Origin of the sequence: Thiocapsa rosea, assembly GCF_003634315.1 — a bacterium.
Taxonomy (GTDB): Bacteria; Pseudomonadota; Gammaproteobacteria; order Chromatiales; family Chromatiaceae; genus Thiocapsa; species Thiocapsa rosea.
On sequence record NZ_RBXL01000001.1, the window covers coordinates 5,206,880 to 5,227,600 of the forward strand.

18 protein-coding genes and 1 tRNA gene are annotated in these 20,721 nt (G+C 65.4%); 4 read left to right on the forward strand and 15 right to left on the reverse strand.

What is annotated here, in order from left to right; translation table 11 throughout:
- Positions 1-40 precede the first annotated feature (40 nt).
- The 5 genes from cooS to BDD21_RS23190 form a co-directional block, all read right to left on the reverse strand.
- Positions 41-2,008: an anaerobic carbon-monoxide dehydrogenase catalytic subunit gene (cooS, locus tag BDD21_RS23170; RefSeq protein WP_120799181.1), complete on the reverse strand. Its 1,968-nt coding sequence runs from the start codon at positions 2,006-2,008 to the stop codon at positions 41-43.
- Entirely contained in the window at positions 2,005-2,820 is an 816-nt protein-coding gene (locus tag BDD21_RS23175) for an ATP-binding protein (protein WP_170164877.1), read from the reverse strand. The genes cooS and BDD21_RS23175 overlap by 4 nt, the downstream gene beginning before the upstream one ends.
- Positions 2,821-2,985: 165 nt before the next feature.
- The gene (locus tag BDD21_RS23180) at positions 2,986-3,807 is read right to left on the reverse strand and encodes an ABC transporter permease (RefSeq protein WP_211335140.1); all 822 of its coding nucleotides are present in this window, start codon (positions 3,805-3,807) and stop codon (positions 2,986-2,988) included.
- Positions 3,804-4,976 carry an ABC transporter substrate-binding protein gene (locus BDD21_RS23185; RefSeq protein ID WP_120799183.1) on the reverse strand — a complete coding sequence of 391 codons (1,173 nt, stop codon included), beginning with the start codon at positions 4,974-4,976 and terminating at the stop codon, positions 3,804-3,806. Before BDD21_RS23185 ends, BDD21_RS23180 begins: the two co-directional genes overlap by 4 nt.
- Positions 4,973-5,824 (reverse strand): ABC transporter ATP-binding protein, encoded by an 852-nt coding sequence (locus BDD21_RS23190; RefSeq protein ID WP_120799184.1) that lies wholly within the window; start codon positions 5,822-5,824, stop codon positions 4,973-4,975. Before BDD21_RS23190 ends, BDD21_RS23185 begins: the two co-directional genes overlap by 4 nt.
- Before the next feature lie 203 nt (positions 5,825-6,027).
- Between BDD21_RS23190 and BDD21_RS23195 the strand changes: the two genes are divergently transcribed.
- Positions 6,028-6,492: a DUF411 domain-containing protein gene (locus tag BDD21_RS23195; protein ID WP_120799185.1), complete on the forward strand. Its 465-nt coding sequence runs from the start codon at positions 6,028-6,030 to the stop codon at positions 6,490-6,492.
- Between the two features lie 125 nt (positions 6,493-6,617).
- Positions 6,618-6,836: a hypothetical protein gene (locus BDD21_RS23200; protein ID WP_120799186.1), complete on the forward strand. Its 219-nt coding sequence runs from the start codon at positions 6,618-6,620 to the stop codon at positions 6,834-6,836.
- Positions 6,837-6,851: 15 nt separating this feature from the next.
- On the opposite strand, the gene BDD21_RS23205 is transcribed toward BDD21_RS23200, so the two are convergent.
- Genes BDD21_RS23205 through cysT form a run of 4 tightly spaced genes read right to left on the reverse strand, consistent with a single transcriptional unit; the run spans position 6,852 to position 10,620 of the window.
- Positions 6,852-7,787, reverse strand: coding sequence for a CysB family HTH-type transcriptional regulator (locus BDD21_RS23205; protein ID WP_120799187.1), 936 nt, complete (start codon positions 7,785-7,787; stop codon positions 6,852-6,854).
- Between the two features lies 1 nt (position 7,788).
- Positions 7,789-8,874 carry a sulfate/molybdate ABC transporter ATP-binding protein gene (locus tag BDD21_RS23210; protein WP_120799188.1) on the reverse strand — a complete coding sequence of 362 codons (1,086 nt, stop codon included), beginning with the start codon at positions 8,872-8,874 and terminating at the stop codon, positions 7,789-7,791.
- 10 nt (positions 8,875-8,884) lie between these two features.
- Positions 8,885-9,766 (reverse strand): sulfate ABC transporter permease subunit CysW, encoded by an 882-nt coding sequence (gene cysW, locus BDD21_RS23215; protein WP_120799189.1) that lies wholly within the window; start codon positions 9,764-9,766, stop codon positions 8,885-8,887.
- Positions 9,766-10,620 (reverse strand): sulfate ABC transporter permease subunit CysT, encoded by an 855-nt coding sequence (gene cysT / locus BDD21_RS23220; RefSeq protein WP_120799190.1) that lies wholly within the window; start codon positions 10,618-10,620, stop codon positions 9,766-9,768. Before cysT ends, cysW begins: the two co-directional genes overlap by 1 nt.
- 361 nt (positions 10,621-10,981) lie before the next feature.
- On the opposite strand from cysT, the gene BDD21_RS23225 reads away from it, so the two are divergent.
- Positions 10,982-11,989, forward strand: coding sequence for a sulfate ABC transporter substrate-binding protein (locus BDD21_RS23225; RefSeq protein ID WP_120799191.1), 1,008 nt, complete (start codon positions 10,982-10,984; stop codon positions 11,987-11,989).
- Between the two features lie 102 nt (positions 11,990-12,091).
- On the opposite strand, the gene cysN is transcribed toward BDD21_RS23225, so the two are convergent.
- The 3 genes from cysN to BDD21_RS23240 all read right to left on the reverse strand — a co-directional run bounded on the left by cysN (position 12,092) and on the right by BDD21_RS23240 (position 16,733).
- Positions 12,092-14,023 carry a sulfate adenylyltransferase subunit CysN gene (gene cysN, locus BDD21_RS23230; protein ID WP_120799192.1) on the reverse strand — a complete coding sequence of 644 codons (1,932 nt, stop codon included), beginning with the start codon at positions 14,021-14,023 and terminating at the stop codon, positions 12,092-12,094.
- Positions 14,023-14,922 carry a sulfate adenylyltransferase subunit CysD gene (cysD, locus tag BDD21_RS23235; protein WP_120799193.1) on the reverse strand — a complete coding sequence of 300 codons (900 nt, stop codon included), beginning with the start codon at positions 14,920-14,922 and terminating at the stop codon, positions 14,023-14,025. Before cysD ends, cysN begins: the two co-directional genes overlap by 1 nt.
- Before the next feature lie 161 nt (positions 14,923-15,083).
- A complete protein-coding gene (locus BDD21_RS23240) occupies positions 15,084-16,733 on the reverse strand; it encodes a nitrite/sulfite reductase (RefSeq protein ID WP_245969767.1) in 1,650 nt (549 codons plus the stop codon).
- Positions 16,734-16,932: 199 nt separating this feature from the next.
- Between BDD21_RS23240 and cysB the strand changes: the two genes are divergently transcribed.
- Positions 16,933-17,874: an HTH-type transcriptional regulator CysB gene (gene cysB / locus BDD21_RS23245; RefSeq protein WP_120799195.1), complete on the forward strand. Its 942-nt coding sequence runs from the start codon at positions 16,933-16,935 to the stop codon at positions 17,872-17,874.
- A 60-nt stretch (positions 17,875-17,934) separates the two neighbouring features.
- On the opposite strand, the gene BDD21_RS23250 is transcribed toward cysB, so the two are convergent.
- The 3 genes from BDD21_RS23250 to BDD21_RS23260 form a co-directional block, all read right to left on the reverse strand.
- Entirely contained in the window at positions 17,935-19,281 is a 1,347-nt protein-coding gene (locus BDD21_RS23250; RefSeq protein WP_211335141.1) for an NAD(P)/FAD-dependent oxidoreductase, read from the reverse strand.
- A 147-nt stretch (positions 19,282-19,428) separates the two neighbouring features.
- A complete protein-coding gene (gene selD, locus BDD21_RS23255; RefSeq protein ID WP_120799196.1) occupies positions 19,429-20,517 on the reverse strand; it encodes a selenide, water dikinase SelD in 1,089 nt (362 codons plus the stop codon).
- Between the two features lie 100 nt (positions 20,518-20,617).
- Positions 20,618-20,714 (reverse strand) — tRNA-Sec (locus BDD21_RS23260).
- Positions 20,715-20,721: the final 7 nt, after the last annotated feature.

Consider the following 20,721-nt stretch of genomic DNA (forward strand, 5'->3'; position numbering starts at 1 on the left):
GGGAACCAAGAATTGCCGATAAGGAAATCACGCTGGCGTTTCATCGTCCGGATCTCGCGCCCCCCTCATTGCCTGTCCGCACCGCGGACCAAGACCCCATCGATCGCCTGCGCCCCAGGTCATCCAGGATACGTTCCGCGAGCAGGTGCGGCCGGGGCTCCACGACCATCGCGGCGCCGAACATCTCCGCCGTGTCCTCGTGGAAGAACCGCGAGACCGCCGCCGAGCCGCCGATGGGTGCGGGCACGCAGTGATAGGAGGGCACACCGAGCAGCCGGAAACCAAGCGCCGCGCCCACGCCTTTCTCATTACTCCATTCCGGGCTGGCGAAGGCGAAGGGCATGTCCCTGATCGGTCGCCCGGCCAGATCGGCCAGCGCCCGAAAGAGTCCCGAGGCGCGCGCGTTGTCGAGACACTCGCCCATGTGCCACACCGGCGGCAGCCCGCGCTCCGCGAGCAGCGTGCGTAGACCGGGGCCGGTGCGCTCCAGCGCCGTCTCGGTGCAGTAGCCGAGCTTGAGCAACGGGAAGGAGGCGCAGCCGTTGGTGAGGATCAGACAATCCGCTGCCAACAACGCATCGGCGACCTCACACAGGGTCTTTTCGTAGAGCACCTTGGGATTGTTGCAGCCCACCAGATTGACGATGCCGTGAATCCGGCCATCGGCCAGCGCCTCCAGCAGATTCGGCAGCCCGTCGAAGGATTCTGTGATGCTTTCGACCGAGAAGCCGATCTCGGCCTCCATCACCTGACGCGGCACGAAGACGTTGGCGGCACGCCGCAGCGGGAATTGATCGACGCCCATCCGCACGATTCGGCGGGCCAGCGCATGGACCTCGGCGAGGTTCGCGTGATGATGGTCGAAGCCGATGTGCTCGGCCCCCGGCAGGCGGCAGGAGTCGCTGGTGGTCACGACGCGGGTGTGGAAGCAGCGCGCCACGTCCATGATGCCGGGATAGACATCCTGGACATCGGCGATCCAGAGATCGAGCGCGCCTGTGCCCAGCACCAGCTCGGCGCCGATGGCGTTGGCCAGCGGACTGACGCCGCCGTGACGATACAGCGACGAGAGGCCCGAGCAGCAGATGCCGTAGAAGCGGATACCGGTCGCACCGCGTTCGGCGGCAAGCGCGCGCAGATCCGGGTCGTCGGCCGCCGTGACGATCGCCATCGGCAGCACCGGCGAATGACCGTGGATGGCGATATTGACCGTGTCCGGGTCGAGTGCGCCGAGATTGGCGGCGATGCGGTCGCGGCGCGGCGGGCCATAGAGGATGTCCATGGCGATCGAGGAGCCGAGCACGCTGCTCCAGGCGAAGGCAAGTCCGCAGCGCAGCAGTTGGCGCATGACGTTTTCCCAGTCGCCGTCGGTGCCTGTCCCGGTGCGGTGTAGCGCCTCGAAGACCTCGTGATAGGCACCGATCGGCAGGATATCGAGCGCCTTCCAGACGGCGAGACGTTCCGGCGGCGCGAGCGCCTGGAGGGTGCGGTGCGCGCCGGGGACGGTGCGCGACAGATCTTCCAGCAGGATGTCGGCGATCTCGCCCGCGAGTTCGGGCAGACCCTTGGCCGGATCGTCAATGCCGAAGGCGCGGGCGATGGCGCGCGCCTTGGCCTCGCCCCGGATCGGCAGGGCCACGCGTCCCTCGGCGGCGGCCTTGAGCGTCAGCATGACCTCGCGTCCGCGCGCGCCGTGCGAGGCGACGCCGGCGGCGACCCAGCGCAGGATGTTGCGTGCCACGATCAGGTCGGCATCCGCTCCGCATACCCCGCGCGGGCTGCGTGCCGTTACTTTGCATGGGCCCATGTTGCAGATGCGGCAGCAGGTGCCGTCGAGCCCGAATCCGCAGTGGGCCTTCTGCGCATCGAAGCGGTCGAAGGCGGTCTCGATGCCGAGCGTCTCCATCTGCACCAGCATCTGGCGCACCGCCGGATCGGGGGTCTGCGCCATGACATCGGCCTTGGTGGGGAATCCCTTGCGCGCATCCTTGGAAGTCCGTGAGCTCATGCACTCACCGCCGCCTCGAGATCGCCGGCCAGCTGCAGGATGTTGGCCGTTAGGGTTTCCGCGGCAAGCAGGAACTCGCCCGTCAGAGGTGGCGGGGTGCCGGCCAGATCGGCCTCGCGCACCTGTTCATCGTAGGGAAAGGCGGCAACCGGCGGCCAGTCGCCGAGCGAGCAGCGCAGTTTCAGCAATTCCCCGTGATTCCGATAGCCGCACACCACGGCATGGACGCGCGCGATTCCGAGATCGGCGGCGAGCCGCCGCACCGCTGCGGCGGTCTCCAGGCTGCGCTGTCCCGGCTCCACCACCACCAGCACCAGATCGACCCCGGCAATGGTGCCCCGGCTCAGATGCTCCAGCCCGGCCTCGCTGTCGATCAGCGTAATATCGGCGGGCAGCGCCGAGGCATCGGACAGCAGACGCTGCAGAACGGCATGTTCGGCGCAATAACAACCCTCGCCGCCCGCCTTGCCCCAGCCGAGCGCCACCAGCGGATTGCCGCAGCCCCAGGTCACGGTTCCCCGCAGCAGGAGATCGCCGGTGTCGGGATTGAACTGGAAGAACCCGAGCGGCAAGGCGCCCACGCCGGCAGCGGTGCGAATCAGATCGTGCTGACGGGCGAGCGGTTGCGGAGGTTCCGCGCCATCGAGCGGCAGGACCGAGGCCAGATTGGCATCCGGATCGGCATCCAGCGCCAGCACGCGCCGACCCTGTTCTACCAATGTCCGCGCCAGCGCACCAGCCACGGTCGTCTTACCAGCGCCGCCCTTGCCGACGATCGCGATGCGTAGCGGATGGGCGCTCGCGGCTGGCATGGTGGCCTTCGAGCCACGACGACTCGCACCGGAGCGGTGGTGGTGCGACAACGGATGCTGGACATCGGGACGCGCCGATCGCGCGTCGATCGGTTCGCTGGGTGGCGTTTGGCACATGAGTGTTCGCTCCAGTAGATGGCCCATCGGGCCTATGGATGAGTCAGCTCAATCCCGCCGATCCCAGGCACGATGAGCCAGGCGCGCAGCGAGATCGAGCAGATAGCCGAGCATGCCTATGAAGAGGATCACGGCCATCAGCTCGCCGTAGGCCATGCGATCGCGGGTATCCAGAATGAAATAGCCGAGTCCGGCGTGGACGCCGAGCATCTCGGCCGGGACCAGCACCACCCAGATCAGCCCGATGGCCAAACGCACGCCGGTCAGCAGGTGGCTGACGATGGCCGGGATGATGATGCCGATCAGCACCTCCAGACGCCGGGCGGCCAGGCTGCGGGCGAGGCGCAGCCAGCGCGGGTCGATGGCCTGCACCCCGGCGGCGACGTTCAGCGCGATGGGCCAGACGGCAGCGAAAGCGAGCAGGAAATAGACAGGCGCGTCGCCGATACCCAGCGCCATTACCGCCAGCGGCATCCAGGACAGCGGCGAGATCATCCGCAGGAACTGAAAGGTCGCCGTGGTGGAGCGTTCGAAGGCGCACGAGACGCCGACCAGCAGCCCGATCGGCACGCCGACGCCCAGTGCCAAGGCGAGCCCGACAATGACACGGCGCAAGCTGTCGACCGTGTGCGGCCAAAGCTCGCGGGTGTTCGCGAGCGTTGCAATCGCCTCCCATGTGGCTGCCGGCGAGAAGCGCGCAGCCATCGCCGAAGCGCCAAGGCCAGGCTGGGTCGCCAGCCACCAGAGCAGAAGGGTCACGACAAGTCCGCTGGCCGGCAGCAGGAACTGGGCGTGGAGCCGACCAGGCCATGCGGGCGGGGTGGACGACGCCAGGGATTGGGCCTCCGTGATCTCCTTGGCCTCGCTCACACCGCGATCCTCTCCGTGCGCTCCCAACCACCGACCACGCCGAAGGCCGTCAGCCCGCCGAGGGACTCGACCGCGTTCCGCACGAAGCGGTCGTCGACCAGATCCCCGGCAACGAAGGCCGGATCCAGATCGGCCAGAAAGGCGTTGTCGCCCTCGACCTGCGTCTCCTTCAGCGCCCGCACCAAGGCCTCCGTGTAGGAGGGGAAGGGCCAGGGTTGGAAGTCGATCCGCTCGCGGTTCCAGTCGGTATGGCGATTGGCGCCGCTGGCCAGATATTCGCGGTCGCGTTCGGCGTTGGGTACCAGCACCCTTTCCAGGACGGGTTGCGGGAACGGGGTGTATTGACCGGGCCCGTCGCGGGCGAGCAACGCGGCGGTTTCCTCCCGGTGGCCGCGCATCCAGTGCTGGGCCTTGACGACGGCGTTGACGACCTTCTGCGACCACTCGGGTCGCTCCTGAAGGTCCTTCTCATGCTGAAACACGACGCAGCAGGCGTGGTTGTTCCAGAAATCGCCGGTGAAGCGCAGGATCTTGCCGATCCCCTGGATCTCGGCCGCGGCATTGAAGGGTTCGGCAACGATGAAGCCGGCAATGGAGCCGTTCGCCAGCGCCGATCCCATGTCGGCAGGGGCCATGACCGTGAGGGCGACCTCGTTCGGTGCCAGCTTCCCCTTGGGGCGGGTAACCAGGGTCAGCTCGGCCTCGCGCAGCAGTTGTTGCAGCACCACGTTGTGGATCGAGTACCAGAAGGGGATGGCGACCTGTTGGCCACCGAGATCCTTGACCGACTCGATCGACGGCGCGACGGTCAGTGCCGATCCGGCCATGTGATTCCAGGCCGTCACCTTGGCCGGGAAATGCGATCCATAGCGTGCCCAAACAGTGATCGGCGACAGCAGATGGACCACATTCACCTGCCCGGCCATAAATGCCTCAACGATCTGCGCCCAGGATCGGAACAGCCGTGGCGACTCGGCCGTGAGACCCTCGGCCTCGAAAAGTTGGCGGGCATGGGCGATCAACAACGGCGAGCTGTCGGTGATCGGCAGGTAGCCGATGCGCACCGTGTCGTCCGCGGGCGCGGCCCAGGTCGGCAGGGTCGCGCCGGCGGTGAGCAGCGCGGACAGGCGCAGGAACTCGCGCCGGGAGAGATCGAGTGTCGTGCTCATGGAGTCTCCGATATCGCCAGGGGGTCGAGGGGTAAACGGTATGAGGCGGGGCGTGCCGACACGCTATGAACGGGGACCTGCGATGTCCTGTGCCGGGTCAGTGCGTCGAGGATCTCACCCCGCAGATCGAGGATCCGGGGGGTATGCCGCGCCCGCGGGGCCGGTCCCAACACGCCGAGCAGGCCCCATTCGCCGACGATTCCGGCGGGGCGTCCGCCCATCAGCAGCACCCGATCCGACACCCGCAGGGCCTCGTCGATGTCGTGGGTGACCAACAGGGCCGCGCTCGCGCGCCGATGGACCAGCTCGGTCAGCAGGGCCTGCATCGCCTCGCGGGTAATGGCGTCCAACGCGGAAAAAGGCTCGTCGAGCAGGATCAGGGCCGGCTGGCGTCCCAGTGCACGGGCCAGCGCCAGACGCTGGGCCATGCCCCCGGAAAGCTGATGCGGGTAGCGTCGGGCGTGCTCGGCCAGTCCAACATCGGCCAGGGCCGCAGCGACCCGCGCCCGACGCGCGGCGCGCGGCAGCCCGAGACGGCGGAATCCCAGGCCAAAGCCGGCATTGCCCTCGACCGACAGCCAGGGCAGCAGACAGGGATCCTGGAACACCACCGCAACCTCGCCCGGCGTGCGTTGGACCGGTGTGCCGCGAAAATGGATCGCGCCCGCCGAGGGGCTGGCCAGTCCGCCCAGCAGACCGAGCAGCGAGGACTTGCCGCAGCCTGACTCGCCGACCAGGGCGACGATCTCACGCGGACGCACGGCTAAATCCACGCCCGTGAAGACGGGTGGGGCGCCGCAATGGTAGCTCAGGGCGAGCCCGCGCGCGGAGAGGAGCGGTGTCGACATGCGTTGAATCCGAATGGCCTTGATGGGGCGCAAGCGTGCAAGAGACCCGCAGCCATCCAAACCAATTTTTTCTGCTGAGTTTTTCGCGGTTCGTCGCGGTCGAAGGATGGCTGACCGAGGACAGCGCTCAGTCAGGTCGGTTTGGCCTCGCTATGCGATCATTCGCAATTCTTGTCTTCCACCTGACATCGACAGGAGCGCCCATGCTGCCCGATACCGCCACACTGTTTCCTCGAAACCTGCTCTCCGGCTTGGTTTGCGCGGCAACCTTGACCTTCAACGCCGCCTTGGCCGCCGAGGAGGATGTCTTGATGCACAAGGATCCGAACTGCGGCTGTTGCGGCCAGTGGGCCGAGCATCTGCGCGCGAACGGCTTCAGCGTGAAAGAGATCGCGACCCGTGAGATGGATTCGATCAAGCGCGACGCCGGGGTGCCCCCGGCTCTGGCCTCCTGTCATACCGCCCGGGTCGGCGGTTATGTCGTCGAGGGTCATGTCCCGGCTGACGATATCCGGCGTCTGCTCGCCGAGCGCCCGTCGGCGATCGGGATCTCGGCCCCCGGCATGCCGCTCGGCTCGCCGGGCATGGAAGGCGCCTACCCCGCCGAGTCCTATCAGGTAATAAGTTTCGATGCCGAGGGGAAAACGCAGGTGTTTGCCGAGCACTGACTGCCCACCTGCCAGCTTGCTGACAGGCGCAGTCAGCCTTTGGTCAGCACTCCTGCGTTACCTTGCACCCAAGGTCGCGACTCCTCGCGACCAACCACTTCAAGGCAACAGCCGGAGCGCGAACCGTGAACACCTCTTCAATCCAGCATCCCGCACAGACGAGCGTGCTCGGCATCATGCGGACACGCAGAGGTCTCGCGGCCAGGAGTGTCCGTACCCCACCCGTCCGGCAGCGGCCGACGTTCGTCTTACGCCGCGCGGTCGAGCCGACGGTGTCGATCGAGGACGCAATCGCCCGCTACCTGGCGGATCAGCCCCCGCAGCTCTATCGCAGCGGCGCCTGATCTTCGCGTCCGGGATCAGGGCAGCGCTGCCTTGGGGAACACCGCCTCCTTGACCTGCTCCGCGGTCAGTGCCGGGGCGCATTCCAAAATGAAGCGTACCGCATAGTCACGCAGATAGTGACCGCGCCGCAGGCCCAGGCGGGCGGTATTGACGTCGAACATGTCCGGGGTGTCGAGCAGGCACAAGCCCGCATCGCGAGCGGGGTCGAAGGCCATGGCCGCGATGATGCCGACGCCCAGCCCCAGCTCCACGTAAGCCTTGATGACATCGGCGTCGAGCGCGGACATGACCACATCGGGGGCCAGTCCGGCGCGGGCGAAGGCGGCGTCGATACGCGCACGGCCCGTGTGGCCCGGGTAGTAGGTGATGATCGGATAGTCTGCAATCGCGCTGAGGGTCAGGGGCGCGACCCCGGCCAGCGGATGGGTGATCGGGACGATCACCGCATGCCGCCACCGGTAATAGGGGAAGCTGACCAGATCCTCTTCGCTCCCGAGCGCCTCGGTGGCGATCCCGATGTCCACCCGACCGTCGCGCAGCAGGCTGACGATCTCCCCCGGTCCGCACTCGTGGAGCTCCAGATAGACCTTCGGAAACGCCTGCTTGAATCGGGTCACCACCGCAGGCAAGGCATAACGTGCCTGGGTGTGGGTCGTCGCGATGGCCAGGTGACCCGTATCCTGCTGCGCGAATTGCTCGCCGAGATGTTTCATGTTCTGGGTGTCGATCAAGATGCGCTCGACGATCGGCAGCAGCTCTTTGCCGGGCTCGGTCAATCCGAGCAGCCGCTTGCCGCGGCGCACGAACAGCTCCATGCCGAGCTCGTCCTCCAGATCCTTGATGTGTTTGGAGACACCGGATTGAGCGGTATAGAGCGCGTTCGCGACCTCGGTCAGGTTGAAGTTGCGCCGGACCGTCTCGCGGACGATCCGCAGTTGTTGGAGGTTCATCTCAGGCCGCCTGACTCGGGAAGACGCGAATCCGGGCCGGGACCAGCCGCACCATTTGCCCGCGGGTCAGCGCCAAGGCGTCGACCTGCGCACGCGGCATAACGACCTCGTAATGGGCCGGCTCTCCGCGCACCGCGGCACCCGGTAGACTGTCGAGTTCCACCCGGACGTCGGCGCCGAAGATCAGGACGCGCTCCACGACGGCCGCGACCCCGTGCGGCGTGTCCGGATCGGTCTCGATCCTCAGCTCGTGGGGGCGCGAGAACGCCACTGCTTCGGCGCCGTGGATCACCTGTGTCTGCTGGTGCGGCAGGGTCGCCTCGCCGACGCGCAGATGCGGCCCCTCGATACGTCCGTGAAAGACATTGACCGCGCCGAGAAACCCGTAGACGAAGGGGGTGGCCGGGTGCTCGTAGACCTCGGTCGGGGTGTCGACCTGCTCGACGCGGCCACGGTTCATCAGGACCACCCGATCCGACACCTCGAGGGCCTCTTCCTGGTCGTGCGTGACGAAGATCGAGGTCACCTTAAGCTCGTCGTGCAATCGCCTCATCCAGCGGCGCAGCTCCTTGCGCACCTGGGCATCGAGTGCACCGAACGGCTCGTCGAGCAGCAGAACGCGCGGCTCGACGGCCAAGGCACGGGCCAGCGCGACGCGCTGGCGCTGACCGCCGGACAACTGCGCCGGGAAGCGCTCGGCCAGCGCGTCGAGCTGGACCAGATCGAGCAGGCGATGGACCCGCCGGCGAATCTCGGCGTCGTCGGGACGTTCGCGTCGTGGCTTCACGCGCAGCCCGAAGGCGACGTTCTCGAGCACGGTCATGTGACGAAAGAGCGCATAGTGCTGGAAGACGAACCCGACCCGTCGTTGGCGCACATGGGTGTCGGAGGCATCCTCGCCCTCCAGGATGACGCGACCGGAGTCGGCTGTTTCCAAGCCCGCGATGACGCGCAAGAGCGTGGTCTTGCCGCACCCCGAAGGTCCCAGCAGCGCCGTCAAGGCACCGGTCGGGAAATCGAGCGACACCTGATCCAGCGCGACGAACGCGCCGAATTGCTTATGAATCTCTTTGACTTGGATGCTCATGGATTGGTCCTTAGACGGTGTCCCGAAGGCCTCGCTCGACCTTCCACTCGATGAAGGTCTTCAGCCCCAAGGTCACCAGCGCCAGCAGCGCCAACAGCGAGGCTACCGCGAAGGCCGCAGCGAAATTGTATTCGTTGTAGAGGATCTCGACATGCAGCGGCATGGTGTTGGTGTGACCGCGGATATGGCCGGAGACGACGCTCACCGCGCCGAACTCGCCCATCGCGCGGGCGTTGCACAGGATCACCCCGTAGAGCAGGCCCCATTTGATGTTGGGGAGCGTCACGCGCCACAAGGTTTGAAGACCGTTGGCGCCGAGCACGACGGCGGCCTCTTCTTCCTCGCGACCCTGCGCCTCCATCAAGGGGATCAGCTCGCGGGCGACGAAGGGAACGGTGATGAACACGGTCGCCAGAACGATCCCGGGGACGGCGAAGATGATCTTGATGTCATGCTCGAACAGCCAGGCGCCGAACCAGCCATGGGCGCCGAACAGCAGGACGAAGATCAGGCCCGCGATCACCGGCGAAACCGAGAATGGCAGATCGATCAGGGTGGTGAGAAAACGCTTGCCGCGGAACTCGAACTTCGCGATCGCCCAGGCCGCTGCGACCCCGAACACCAGATTGAGAGGCACCGAGATGGCGGCAACGAGCAAGGTCAGGCGAACCGCCGCCAAGGCGTCCGGCTCGGTCACTGCCGTAAGATAGGTGCCCCAACCCTTGCGCAGCGCCTCCGTGAAGACCGCGAGGAGCGGCAACAGCAGGAACAGCACAAAGAAGGACAGTGCCGCAAACAGGATCAGCCACTTCACCCAGAGAACCTCGCGGGTGGCCGCGCTGGCCTCATAGCGGCGAGCATCCGTGCGGGCATGGACGACAGCGACACCCATCAGCGATTCCTCCCGGTCCGCTTCGCACTCCAGGCCTGCAACAGATTGATGGCCAGCAGCATGAGAAAGGAAAAGACCAACATGACCAGGGCGACGGCGGTCGCGCCGGTGTAGTCGTACTGCTCGAGCTTGGTCATGATGATGAGCGGCGTGATCTCGGACACCATCGGGATATTCCCGGCGATGAAGATGACCGACCCGTACTCCCCGACGGCCCGAGCAAAGGCCAGCGCGAAGCCCGTCAGGAGCGCCGGCAGCAGGATGGGCAGGAGCACCTTGGTGAAGGTCTGCCAGCGGTTGGCGCCCAGGCTCGCCGCAGCCTCTTCCAGCTCGGTCTCCAGGTCCTCGAGGATGGGTTGAACGGTGCGCACCACGAAGGGAACGCCGATGAATACCAGAGCCACCAGCACACCGAGCGGCGTGAAGGCGACCTTGATGCCGAGCGGTGCGAGGAGGCTGCCGATCCAGCCGTTGCCGGCATAGAGCGCGGTGAGGGCGATGCCGGCCACCGCGGTGGGCAACGCGAAGGGCAGATCCACCAGCGCGTCGATCAGCTTCTTGCCCGGGAAGCTGTACCGAACCAGCGACCAAGCCAACATCAGACCGAAGACCGCGTTGATCGCCGCCGCCAGCAGCGACGCACCGAACGAGAGCTTGTAGGTGGCCACCACCCGCGGGGCGGAGACAATGGCCCAGAATTCGCCCCATGACAGGGTCGCCGTCTTGATGAAGACCGCCGACAGCGGAATCAGCACGATGAGAGACAGATAGACCAAGGTGTAGCCGAGTGCGAGGCCGAAGCCGGGCAGCACGCGGGTCTGACGCGTGGGGTTAAAGAAGGTCGCAACGCCCATTATGGCTTTACCGGGGTGGGGCCGAGGGTGCCGACATCGGCAACAGGCTTGGAATCCAGTGTCATGGCGGCTTGTCTCGAGATTCGGAGAACAACCAGGCTAGTGCAAGACGCACCTCGCCGGAACCGTCGAATCATGCTTTGGTTATCAGGTTTCGCGATAAGGACTGTTGTCGCAGGATCGCGCCGAACCACGGCTGCTGCACCGCCCGTGATACCCGCACGGCCGAGCCAACGCGCTCGCGCCACCACAGAACGCGATTTCGTCGATAAGGTTTGCGGATTTCGTTGTTAGGCGCGGCTCGACGATGGTGATTCAATCCCGGTCTCGATTCCCTTTCGACAGCCAAAAGGACCAGACCATGATCGTCACATTGACCCCGAAATCCATACTCGCCGCCGCCGTGCTCGGCCTGTCGACCCTCGGGATGGCACACGCCGAGACCATCCTGCTGAATGTCTCCTACGATCCGACGCGCGAGCTTTACCAGGAATTCAACCCGGCCTTCAGCAAACACTGGGAGGAGAAGACCGGCGAGAAGGTCACGATTCAACAGTCGCACGGCGGGGCCGGCAAGCAGGCGCGCGCGGTGATCGACGGATTGGAAGCCGATGTCGTGACCCTGGCGCTGGCCTACGACATCGATGCCATCGCCGAGACCGGTTTCCTGGCCGAGGACTGGCAGTCGCGACTGCCGCTGAACAGCTCGCCCTACACTTCGACCATCGTCTTCTTGGTCCGCAAGGGCAATCCGAAAGGGATCAAGGACTGGGGAGATCTGGTCAACGAGGGAGTCGCCGTGATTACGCCCAATCCCAAGACCTCGGGCGGCGCGCGATGGAACTATCTGGCGGGCTGGGCCTGGGCCGAGAAGGAATACGGCGGCGACGAGGCCCGGGTGAAGGACTACATCGCACGACTCTACAAGAATGTCCCGGTGCTCGATTCGGGTGCCCGCGGCTCGACCACCACCTTCGTGCAGCGCGAGCTCGGCGATGTCTTCCTCTCCTGGGAAAACGAGGCATTCCTCGCATTGAAGGAGTTCGGCGAGGACAAGTTCGAGATCGTCGTCCCATCCCTGTCGATCCTCGCCGAACCGCCGGTCACGGTGGTGGATCGCACCGTGGACAAGAAGGGGACCCGCGCCGTGGCGACGGCCTATCTGGAATTCCTCTACTCGCCGGAAGGACAGGAGTTAGCCGGCAAACACTTCTATCGTCCCACCGACCCCGAGGTCGCCGCACAATACAAGGATCAGTTCGTGGAGGTCGATCTGGTGACGATCGAAGACCTGGGCGGCTGGAAGGCCGCGCAGGAGAAACACTTCGCCGACGGCGGAATCTTCGACCAAATCTATAGCGTTCGCTGATCGATGGCGTGTCGGGCCGAGCGCGAGCGAGGCCCGGCGTTCGCAGCGATCCGGAGTGCCGGAGGTTGGGCCGCGCTTCGGCTCGGCCAAACCTACGCGGCCTCAACGGATGGGCGCACTCCCCGATTGCAGCGACATCGACAAGGACTCGATAATCGCCTCCGCCGCCTCCTCGGCCGAGAGCCGGGTCGTATCGATGTGGATCTCGGGTGCCTCGGGCGGCTCGTAGGCGCTGTCGATGCCGGTGAAGTTCTTCAGATCGCCGCGACGCGCCTGCTCGTAGAGACCCTTTTGATCGCGGCGCTCGGCCACCTCGATCGGCGTATCGATGAAGATCTCCACGAACTCGCCTTTCGGGAAGAGCTGCCGGACCATGCGCCGTTCGCTGCGAAAGGGCGAGATGAAGGCCGTCAAGACGATCAGCCCGGCGTCGGTCATCAGCTTGGCCACCTCGCCGATGCGTCGGATGTTCTCGACCCGGTCGGCATCGGTGAACCCCAGATCCTTGTTCAGCCCCTGACGGACGTTGGTGCCGTCCAGCAGAAAGGTGTGGCGCCCCATGGCGTGCAGCTTCTTCTCCACCAGGTTGGCGATGGTCGTCTTGCCCGAGCCCGACAGCCCGGTGAGCCAGAGCAGTCGTGGCTCCTGATTCTTGATGGCGGCATGGGCGGTGCGGTCCACGTCGATCGTCTGCCAGGGCAGATTGTGGCTGCGTCGCAGGGCAAAATGGATCATGCCGGCGCCGACGGTCGCGTTGTTCAGCCGGTCGATCAGGATGAAGCCGCCCAGGTCCGGATTCTCGGCGTAGGGCTCGAACGGGATCGCCTTGCTCGTGGCGATGTTGCACACGGCGATGCCGTTCAGCGCCAAGGTCTTGCCCGGCTCGTGGGCCATGGTGTTGACGTTGACCTGGTACTTCTCGTCGGTCACCGTGACCGTCGCCTGCGTCGTGCCGATCTTCATGATGTAGGCGCGACCCGGGATCATCGGCTCTTGCGCCATCCAGACGATGGTCGCCTCGAACTGATCGGCCACCTCGAGCGGCTGGTCGGCCGGGGTGATGACTTGGCCGCGCGAGCAGTCGATCTCGTCGGCCAGCGTCAGGGTGACCGATTGGCCTGCGCCGGCCTCGCTCAGATCGCCGTCCAGGGTGACGATGCGCGCGACGGTGGATGTGGTGCTGCCGGGCAGGATGCGCACGGCGTCGCCCGGCTTGACGCGCCCGCTCGCGATCTGGCCCGAGAAGCCGCGGAAGTCCAGGTTCGGACGGTTGACCCATTGCACCGCCATGCGAAACGGCCGCTCGATCATCCGGGTCTGGTCGATCTCGACCGTCTCCAGATACTCGAGCAGGGTCGGGCCTTCATACCAGGGCGTGGCGTCGCTCTTGGACGTGATGTTGTCGCCCTTCAGACCCGAGATCGGGATCGCCTGAAAGCCGTCGATCCCGATCTGGTCCGCGAAGGCACGGTAGTCGCCGATGATGGCGCCGTATCTGGCCCGGTCGTAGTCGACCAGATCCATCTTGTTGATCGCGAGCACGATGTTGCGGATCCCGACCAAATGGGCCAGATAGCTGTGGCGCCGTGTCTGGGTCAGCACGCCCTTGCGCGCGTCGATCAGGATGACCGCAAGGTCCGCAGTCGAGGCGCCGGTCACCATGTTGCGTGTGTACTGCTCGTGGCCGGGCGTGTCCGCGACGATGAATTTGCGCCGGTCGGTCGCAAAGAAGCGATAAGCGACATCGATGGTGATGCCCTGCTCGCGCTCGGCGGCCAGGCCGTCGACCAGCAAGGCGAAATCGATCTCCTGACCCTGGGTCCCGACGCGCTTGGAATCCGCTTCGAGCACGGCGAGCTGGTCCTCGAAGATCATCTTGCTGTCGTAGAGGAGTCGGCCGATGAGTGTCGATTTGCCGTCGTCCACGCTGCCGCAAGTGATGAAGCGCAGCATCGTCTTGTGCTGATGCTTCTCCAGATAGGCATCGATATCGCGCGCAATCAGCTCGTCGGTCTTGTAGATGTCGCTGGCCATCAGAAGTACCCCTCCTGCTTTTTCTTTTCCATGCTGGCGGACTGGTCGTGATCGATGGCGCGGCCTTGGCGCTCGGAGGTCGTGGTGAGCAGCATCTCCTGGATGACCTCGGTCAGGGTCGTGGCCTGGCTCTCGACCGCGCCCGTCAGCGGATAGCAGCCGAGCGTGCGGAAGCGGATCGAGCGCATGCGGACCTCTTCGCCGTCCGCCAAGGGGAAGCGATGGTCATCGACCATCAAAATCAAGCCATCGCGGATCACGCTCGGACGCGGGGCACTGAGATAGAGCGGGACGATCTCGATCTGCTCGAGATGGATGTATTGCCAGATATCGAGCTCGGTCCAGTTGGAAAGCGGGAAGACACGGATGCTCTCGCCCTTGGCCTTGCGGGCGTTGTAGAGCTTCCAGAGCTCGGGGCGCTGATTCTTCGGATCCCAGCGGTGATTGGCCGAGCGGAACGAGAAGACGCGCTCCTTGGCACGGCTCTTTTCTTCGTCGCGCCGCGCGCCGCCGAAGGCCGCATCGAAGCCGTATTGGTCGAGCGCCTGCTTCAGCCCTTCGGTCTTCCAGAGATCGGTGTGCAGGGAGCCGTGATCGAAGGGGTTGATGCCGCGCGCGAGCGCCTCCGGGTTTTGATGGACGAGCAGCTCCATCCCCGCATCGCGCGCCGCCTTCTCGCGCAGCCGGTACATGTCCTGGAATTTCCAGGTGGTATCCACATGCAGGAGCGGAAAGGGCGGTGTGGACGGATAGAAGGCCTTCTTGGCCAGGTGGAGCATGACGGCGGAATCCTTGCCGACCGAGTAGAGCATCACGGGGCGCTCCACCTCGGCGACCACCTCGCGCATGATGTGGATGCTTTCGGATTCCAGACGTTGCAGGTGTGTGAGAGTCGTCATCGAGTCCTAACCAAGGCCGGTGGCAAAGAGGATCGCGGATGGGTCCTCCGGGCATGTCCGATCGACGGGACGGGATGCTCGGGGTGGGGGATACAGGGCTTCGAGTCTATCAGGTCCGGCTCGGACCGCGCCCGCGGGCATTCCAACCTTCCGTCCAGAGCTCAACCGTTGGCGACCTTGGCGATCGGTTGCTCCTCGCCGTAAACGGAGTTACGAAAAGGCTCGGTGCCGAGGCGCTCCCGGGTCTCGACGAAGCGCTCGCCGCCGCGACGGTGGCTCAGATAGGTCCCGATCAACCGCTCGACGGCCGCCGGGACCTCCTCGCCGGCCAAGCCCGGGCCGATGACCGTGCCGAAACCTGCCGCGTAACCCGCATCCCCGCCGATGCTGATCTGATAGCAAGCACGATCGTTCTTCTCCACGCCGCGGATGCCGATGTGGGCGACGGCATGATGCGCGCAGCCGTTCACGCACCCCGAGACATTGAGTGCAAGCTCGCCGATGTCCTGCGCGACGCCTGGGTCGGCAAAGCGGGCCTGGATGGCTTGTGCGAGGCCGATCGAATCGGCCTTGGCCAGGTCGCAATATCGCCCGCCCGGGCAGGCGATGATGTCCGTGAGCAGGCCGCGATTGGGCGACGCCAAGCCTGCCGCACGGGCGGCCTCCCATAAGGTATAGAGATCGCGCTTGCGCACATGCGGCAAGACCAGATTCTGCTCGTGCGTGACGCGCACCTCGCCGAAGCTGTAGTCATCGGCCCAGTCGGCTACCTGCTCCATCTGGTCTGCGGACAGATCGCCCGAGGCCGTCTCCGCGTGCTTCGTCGAGAGGGTCACGATCGCATATCCGGGACGCCGGTGCGGATGGGTGTTCCGGCGCACCCAGGTCGCGAACGCGGGGTTGCCCGAGAGCCGGCGTCGGTGCGCGACATCGTCCTCGGGCCGGTCCTGATAGGGGGGCTCGGGGAACCGCGATCCGACCCGCTCGAGATCGGCATCGGTCAGGGTCAAGGGGCCATCCGCGAGCCGCGCCCACTCCTGCATCACCAAGTGCCTGAGCTCGGCCATTCCGAGCGCGCCGACCAGGGTTTTAAGACGGGCCTTATAGGGGTCGTCGCGGCGCCCGTGACGATCGTAGACGCGCACGATGGCCTCGCAGAAGCTCACCAGATGACGCCAAGGCAGGAAAGGCTCCAGCTCCTGGGCGAGCGCAGGGTTACGGCCCAGGCCGCCACCGACCAAGACTCGGAAACCCGTCTCCCCGAGATCGTTCGTCAGGATCTCGAGTCCGATGTCGTGCACCCGGATCAGCGCCCGGTCCTGCTGCGCACCCGTGACCGCGATCTTCAGCTTGCGCGGGAGTCGACCGAAATCCGGGTGGAGCCGGCTCCAGCGGCGAAGGATCTCGCACCAGGGGCGCGGATCGATCCGCTCGTCGGCGGCGACCCCGGCGAAGGGGTCGGAGGTAATGTTGCGGATGCAGTTGCCGGAGGTGCGTACGCTGTACAACCGCACCGCGGCCAACTCGACCAAAATTTCGGGAACATCCTCGAACGCGACCCAATTGAGCTGAAAGTTCTGGCGTGTCGTGAAGTGGCCGTAACCACGGTCGTAGGTGCGGGCGATCCGGGCGAGACGACGCAGCTGGACGCTCGACAGCACGCCGTAGGGAATGCCGATCCGCAGCATGGGCGCTTCCCGCATGACATAGAGTCCGTTCTGCAGGCGCAGCGGACGAAACGCGTCCTCCGTCAGCTCCCCGGCGCGAAAACGCCGGATCTGGGCGACAAACTCGGCCACCCGATCGTTCATCCTCCGTTGCTCGTCGTCGTCTCGGTCCATAGCGGCACTCGCTGTCTCGATGGTCTGATTGTCGGGATGCCGCGGGCCGTCTGACTTTAGCCGGCCCGAGCGGCGTATCGACGACATCCTAGCGAGTCGTTTTTTGCCACAGAAGGAATTTAAAGTTAGATTGATATAGCGATCGGTTATTTGTTATTCGAAAATCCAGATGAACCTGCAGCAGCTGCGCTACATTCAGGAGGTCGTCCGCCACGGGCTCAACGTCTCGGAGGCCGCCGAAGCGCTCTTCACCTCCCAACCAGGCGTCTCCAAACAGATCCGACAGCTCGAAACCGAGCTCGGGGTGGACATCTTCGTCCGCCACGGCAAGCGCCTCGTGGAGGTAACCGAGCCGGGTCGCCAAGTCTTGGCGATCGCGGCACGCATGCTGGGGGATCTGGACAATCTGCGCCGGGTCGGCAAGGAATTCAGCGACGAGACCGCCGGTCGATTGGCCATCGCCACCACGCACACCCAAGCCCGCTATGTCTTGCCCGAGGCGATTCGCCGCTTCATCGAGGATTACCCCGGGGTCCGACTCTCGCTCCACCAGGGCACACCGAGACAGATCTGCGAGATGGTCTTGGCAGGCGACGCCGATCTCGCCATCGCCACCGAGGCGATCGCGGACTACGAGACGCTGCTGATGCTCCCCTGCTATCAGTGGAATCGCTGCATCGTCGCACCCTTGGGCCATCCGATTCTGCAGACGCAGGCGCTGACCCTGGAGCAGGTCGCGCGTTGGCCGATCGTGACCTACGACAGCGCCTTCACCGGCCGCGGCCAAATCAACCGCGCCTTCCTGGCCCGCGGCCTCAAGCCCCGGGTGGTGCTGAGCGCGTCCGACGCCGACGTCATCAAGACCTACGTCCGCATGGGACTCGGCATCGGGATCCTGGCCCGCATGGCCTACGATGCGAGCCTGGATACCGGCTTAGGCATGCTGGACGCCGCACATCTCTTCGATTCGAGCACCACCCGCATCGGCATCCGCAAGAACGCCTGGCTTAGGGGTTATGTGTACGCCTTCATCGAGCGGTTCGCTCCACATCTCACGCGCGCGGTGGTGGAGCGGACCCTGGCCGGCGGGGGCAGCGCGTTCGATATTTGAGTCGATCGCGGGTCGCTCGCACTCCCGCCGCCGGTCGTCGGACGCGGCTCTAAAGGGCACCTAGCCGAACAGATCTTGATACATGCCGCCGACCCACTCGAAGTCGCGGGCCACCAGATCCGGGCTCCGGTCATTGAGGTCGATCTGTTTCTGGACGATCAGGTCCGCCTCCATCGAATACTCGAACTCGACGGCAATCGCCTCTTGCGGATCACCCTTGACCCACATGAAGCAGAGGTTGTCCGGCAGACCAGGGTCTGGCTCCCGGCCGACGGCCCGGGCAGCGATCGATTTGGCGACGATGCGTGCCAGTCGATTCGCGACGTGGCCGCTCTTGGGATAGTGCTGGAACAGCGGGGACACGACCCCGACGGCATCGCCAACGACATAGACGTCCGGGTCATTGCGGGCCACGAGTTGGAGTGGATCCACGTCGGCCCAGCCGAGCGGCCGGCCATCTTCGCCCCGCGCGATCAGGTCCGCCATCCAGACCAGCTCGCCGGCTTGGTGCGGGACCATCAGGATCGCGTCCTCGAACTCCCATTCACCGGCGGTGGTCTTGATGCGCTTCGCATAGGGGTCCATCGACTCGACCCGCGCATTCGGTACATGGGTGATGATGTCAGGATACAACTCGTCGAAAGCCGCCTTGAAGCCTGGACCGATGGGGCGGATCCCATCCTTCGGGTCGAGAATGACGATCCGGGCCGGCACCTTGTTGCGCTTGAAGTACCAAGCGAGAAGGCAGGCCCGCTCGTACGGCGAGGGCGGACAACGATGCGGCGGAGGCGGCAACGTCATCACCAGGGTTCCCCCCTTGAATGACTTGATCTTCTGTTTGAGCGTCAGATGCTCCGCGCTCGGGATGTAGGCGGACGGAAAGTGGATCCGAGTATGATAGGCGGCATCCAGGTCATCTCCGAACCAGGCCCCATAATTGTTGCGGATGCCGGGCGACAGGATCAGATAGTCGTAATCCAGATAACCGTGGGAGGTAGCGACCCGTTTGCGGTCGCGCTCGATGCCCATGATCTCGGTCTGGATGAATCGATACCCGTGCCGGGCCGCCGGGGTCAGGTAATCGTGCGTCAAGAAGGAGGTGTCGAGCAGGTCGACCAGCCACTTGTTGCTCATCGGACAGGAAAAGAAGATCGGATTGCGCTCCAACAGCACGACGTCGAGCGTCGGGGCTTCCTGTTTCAGGTACTTCGCTGCGGTCAGTCCTCCCCAACCACCCCCGCAGACCACGACCCGCGTTGCCTGCGACCTCGGCAGCAGTGCCGACATCCGGCCTGTAATCAGGGTTGGCGCGACAGGTGCCACCGCATGGGCGAGCGGGACCGGTAGGACCGCAGCTGCAGCGGCACCGATGCCGCCTTTCAAGAAATCGCGTCGATCGATCGTCATGGTCACTCCTTCGAATTCTATCTGTTGATGGTTGAACGGCATGGACTGCACCGGACCGGTGACGGAACACGCGGCAACCTCCGAAGGCTGCATATCGGACACGCGGAGATCATTCAGACCCAGGGAATGCGGCTCGGCCGACGTGCATCAGGAGACGGTTACACCGCCTGCGCCGTCGATCAGCTCGCCGATCTTGGCGGCCTCCTCGAATCCGTCGCGGCGGAACCGTGCGATCACCGCCTCGACGGCATCGGGTGCGCAGGCGACCAGGAGTCCGCCACTGGTCTGGGCATCGCAGAGCAGCCGCAATGCCCAGTGCGGCAGGTCGGGGGCGAGGGTCACCTCCGCGCCGTAGCTGTCCCAATTGCGCTCGATGGCGCCCGGACCATGACCCTCGCGAGCGAAGGCGACCGACTGCTCGATCATGGGGATGTCGGCGAAGTGCAGCCGTGCCCCGGTCCGCGATGCACGACAGACCTCGAGCAGATGGCCCAGGAGTCCGAAGCCGGTGACGTCGGTCATGGCGTGCACCTCGGGCCAGGCGGCGAAGGTGGTGCCGGGCCGGTTCAGGCGGGTGGTCAGATCGAGCATGCGCCGATAGCCGGCGGCGTCGAGGAGCCCCTTCTTCAGCACCGCGCTCAATATGCCGATACCGAGCGGTTTGCCGAGCACCAGGCAGTCGCCTTCCCGGGCGGTCGCATTGGATTTCAGCCGATCGGGATGGACGGTGCCCATCACGGCCAGACCGTAGATGGGCTCGGGTGCGTCGATCGAGTGCCCGCCGGCGAGTGCGATCCCGGCCTCGGCGCAGACCGACGCCCCGCCATCCAGGATACGTCGGATCACCGACAGCGGCAGGCGATCGATCGGCATCCCGACGATCGACAGGGCCAAGACGGGCGTGGCGCCCATCGCATAGATGTCCGAGATGGCGTTGGTGGCAGCGATGCGCCCGAAATCGTACGGGTCGTCGACGATCGGCATGAAGAAATCGGTCGTCGCGACCAGGGCCAGGTCGTCGGTCAGGCGCAGCACGGCGGCATCGTCCGCGGTGGCGCTGCCGACGAGGAGGTCGGGATGCGCAAAGCCGGTGGAGACCCCACGCAGGGCCTCCGCCAGAATCTTGGGCGAGATCTTGCAGCCGCAGCCGCCGCCGTGCGACAGGGTTGTCAGGCGAATCGGCTCGGCGGGGCCGGGATCAATGGAATCGGAATGGGCGGTTGCGGACGGCGACATGGCGCGCTGGCCTCCATGGGACAATGGCGAGGATCAGGGTTCCGCGCCGGACCGGCGACAGAGCCGACCGCTCACCTCCCAAGGCGGCAGCCAGGACAAATGGCGGAAGGGCGTGGGAGTCGAACCCACCCGGGACCGCCTGACGGCCCCAACCGGATTTGAAGTCCGGCCGCCTCACCGGATAGCGAAGCCCTTCCAAAATCG

Coding starts and splice junctions, on each gene's coding strand:
- BDD21_RS23225 (WP_120799191.1), top strand. CDS start 10,982: ATGATCGTCACATTGACCCCGAAATCCATACTCGCCGCCGCCGTGCTC.
- BDD21_RS23185 (WP_120799183.1), bottom strand. CDS start 4,976: ATGAGCACGACACTCGATCTCTCCCGGCGCGAGTTCCTGCGCCTGTCC.
- BDD21_RS23175 (WP_170164877.1), bottom strand. CDS start 2,820: ATGCCAGCCGCGAGCGCCCATCCGCTACGCATCGCGATCGTCGGCAAG.
- BDD21_RS23205 (WP_120799187.1), bottom strand. CDS start 7,787: ATGAACCTCCAACAACTGCGGATCGTCCGCGAGACGGTCCGGCGCAAC.
- cooS (WP_120799181.1), bottom strand. CDS start 2,008: ATGAGCTCACGGACTTCCAAGGATGCGCGCAAGGGATTCCCCACCAAG.
- BDD21_RS23240 (WP_245969767.1), bottom strand. CDS start 16,733: ATGAACGATCGGGTGGCCGAGTTTGTCGCCCAGATCCGGCGTTTTCGC.
- cysD (WP_120799193.1), bottom strand. CDS start 14,922: ATGACGACTCTCACACACCTGCAACGTCTGGAATCCGAAAGCATCCAC.
- BDD21_RS23190 (WP_120799184.1), bottom strand. CDS start 5,824: ATGTCGACACCGCTCCTCTCCGCGCGCGGGCTCGCCCTGAGCTACCAT.
- cysT (WP_120799190.1), bottom strand. CDS start 10,620: ATGGGCGTTGCGACCTTCTTTAACCCCACGCGTCAGACCCGCGTGCTG.
- cysB (WP_120799195.1), top strand. CDS start 16,933: ATGAACCTGCAGCAGCTGCGCTACATTCAGGAGGTCGTCCGCCACGGG.
- BDD21_RS23250 (WP_211335141.1), bottom strand. CDS start 19,281: ATGACGATCGATCGACGCGATTTCTTGAAAGGCGGCATCGGTGCCGCT.
- BDD21_RS23210 (WP_120799188.1), bottom strand. CDS start 8,874: ATGAGCATCCAAGTCAAAGAGATTCATAAGCAATTCGGCGCGTTCGTC.
- cysW (WP_120799189.1), bottom strand. CDS start 9,766: ATGGGTGTCGCTGTCGTCCATGCCCGCACGGATGCTCGCCGCTATGAG.
- BDD21_RS23195 (WP_120799185.1), top strand. CDS start 6,028: ATGCTGCCCGATACCGCCACACTGTTTCCTCGAAACCTGCTCTCCGGC.
- selD (WP_120799196.1), bottom strand. CDS start 20,517: ATGTCGCCGTCCGCAACCGCCCATTCCGATTCCATTGATCCCGGCCCC.
- cysN (WP_120799192.1), bottom strand. CDS start 14,023: ATGGCCAGCGACATCTACAAGACCGACGAGCTGATTGCGCGCGATATC.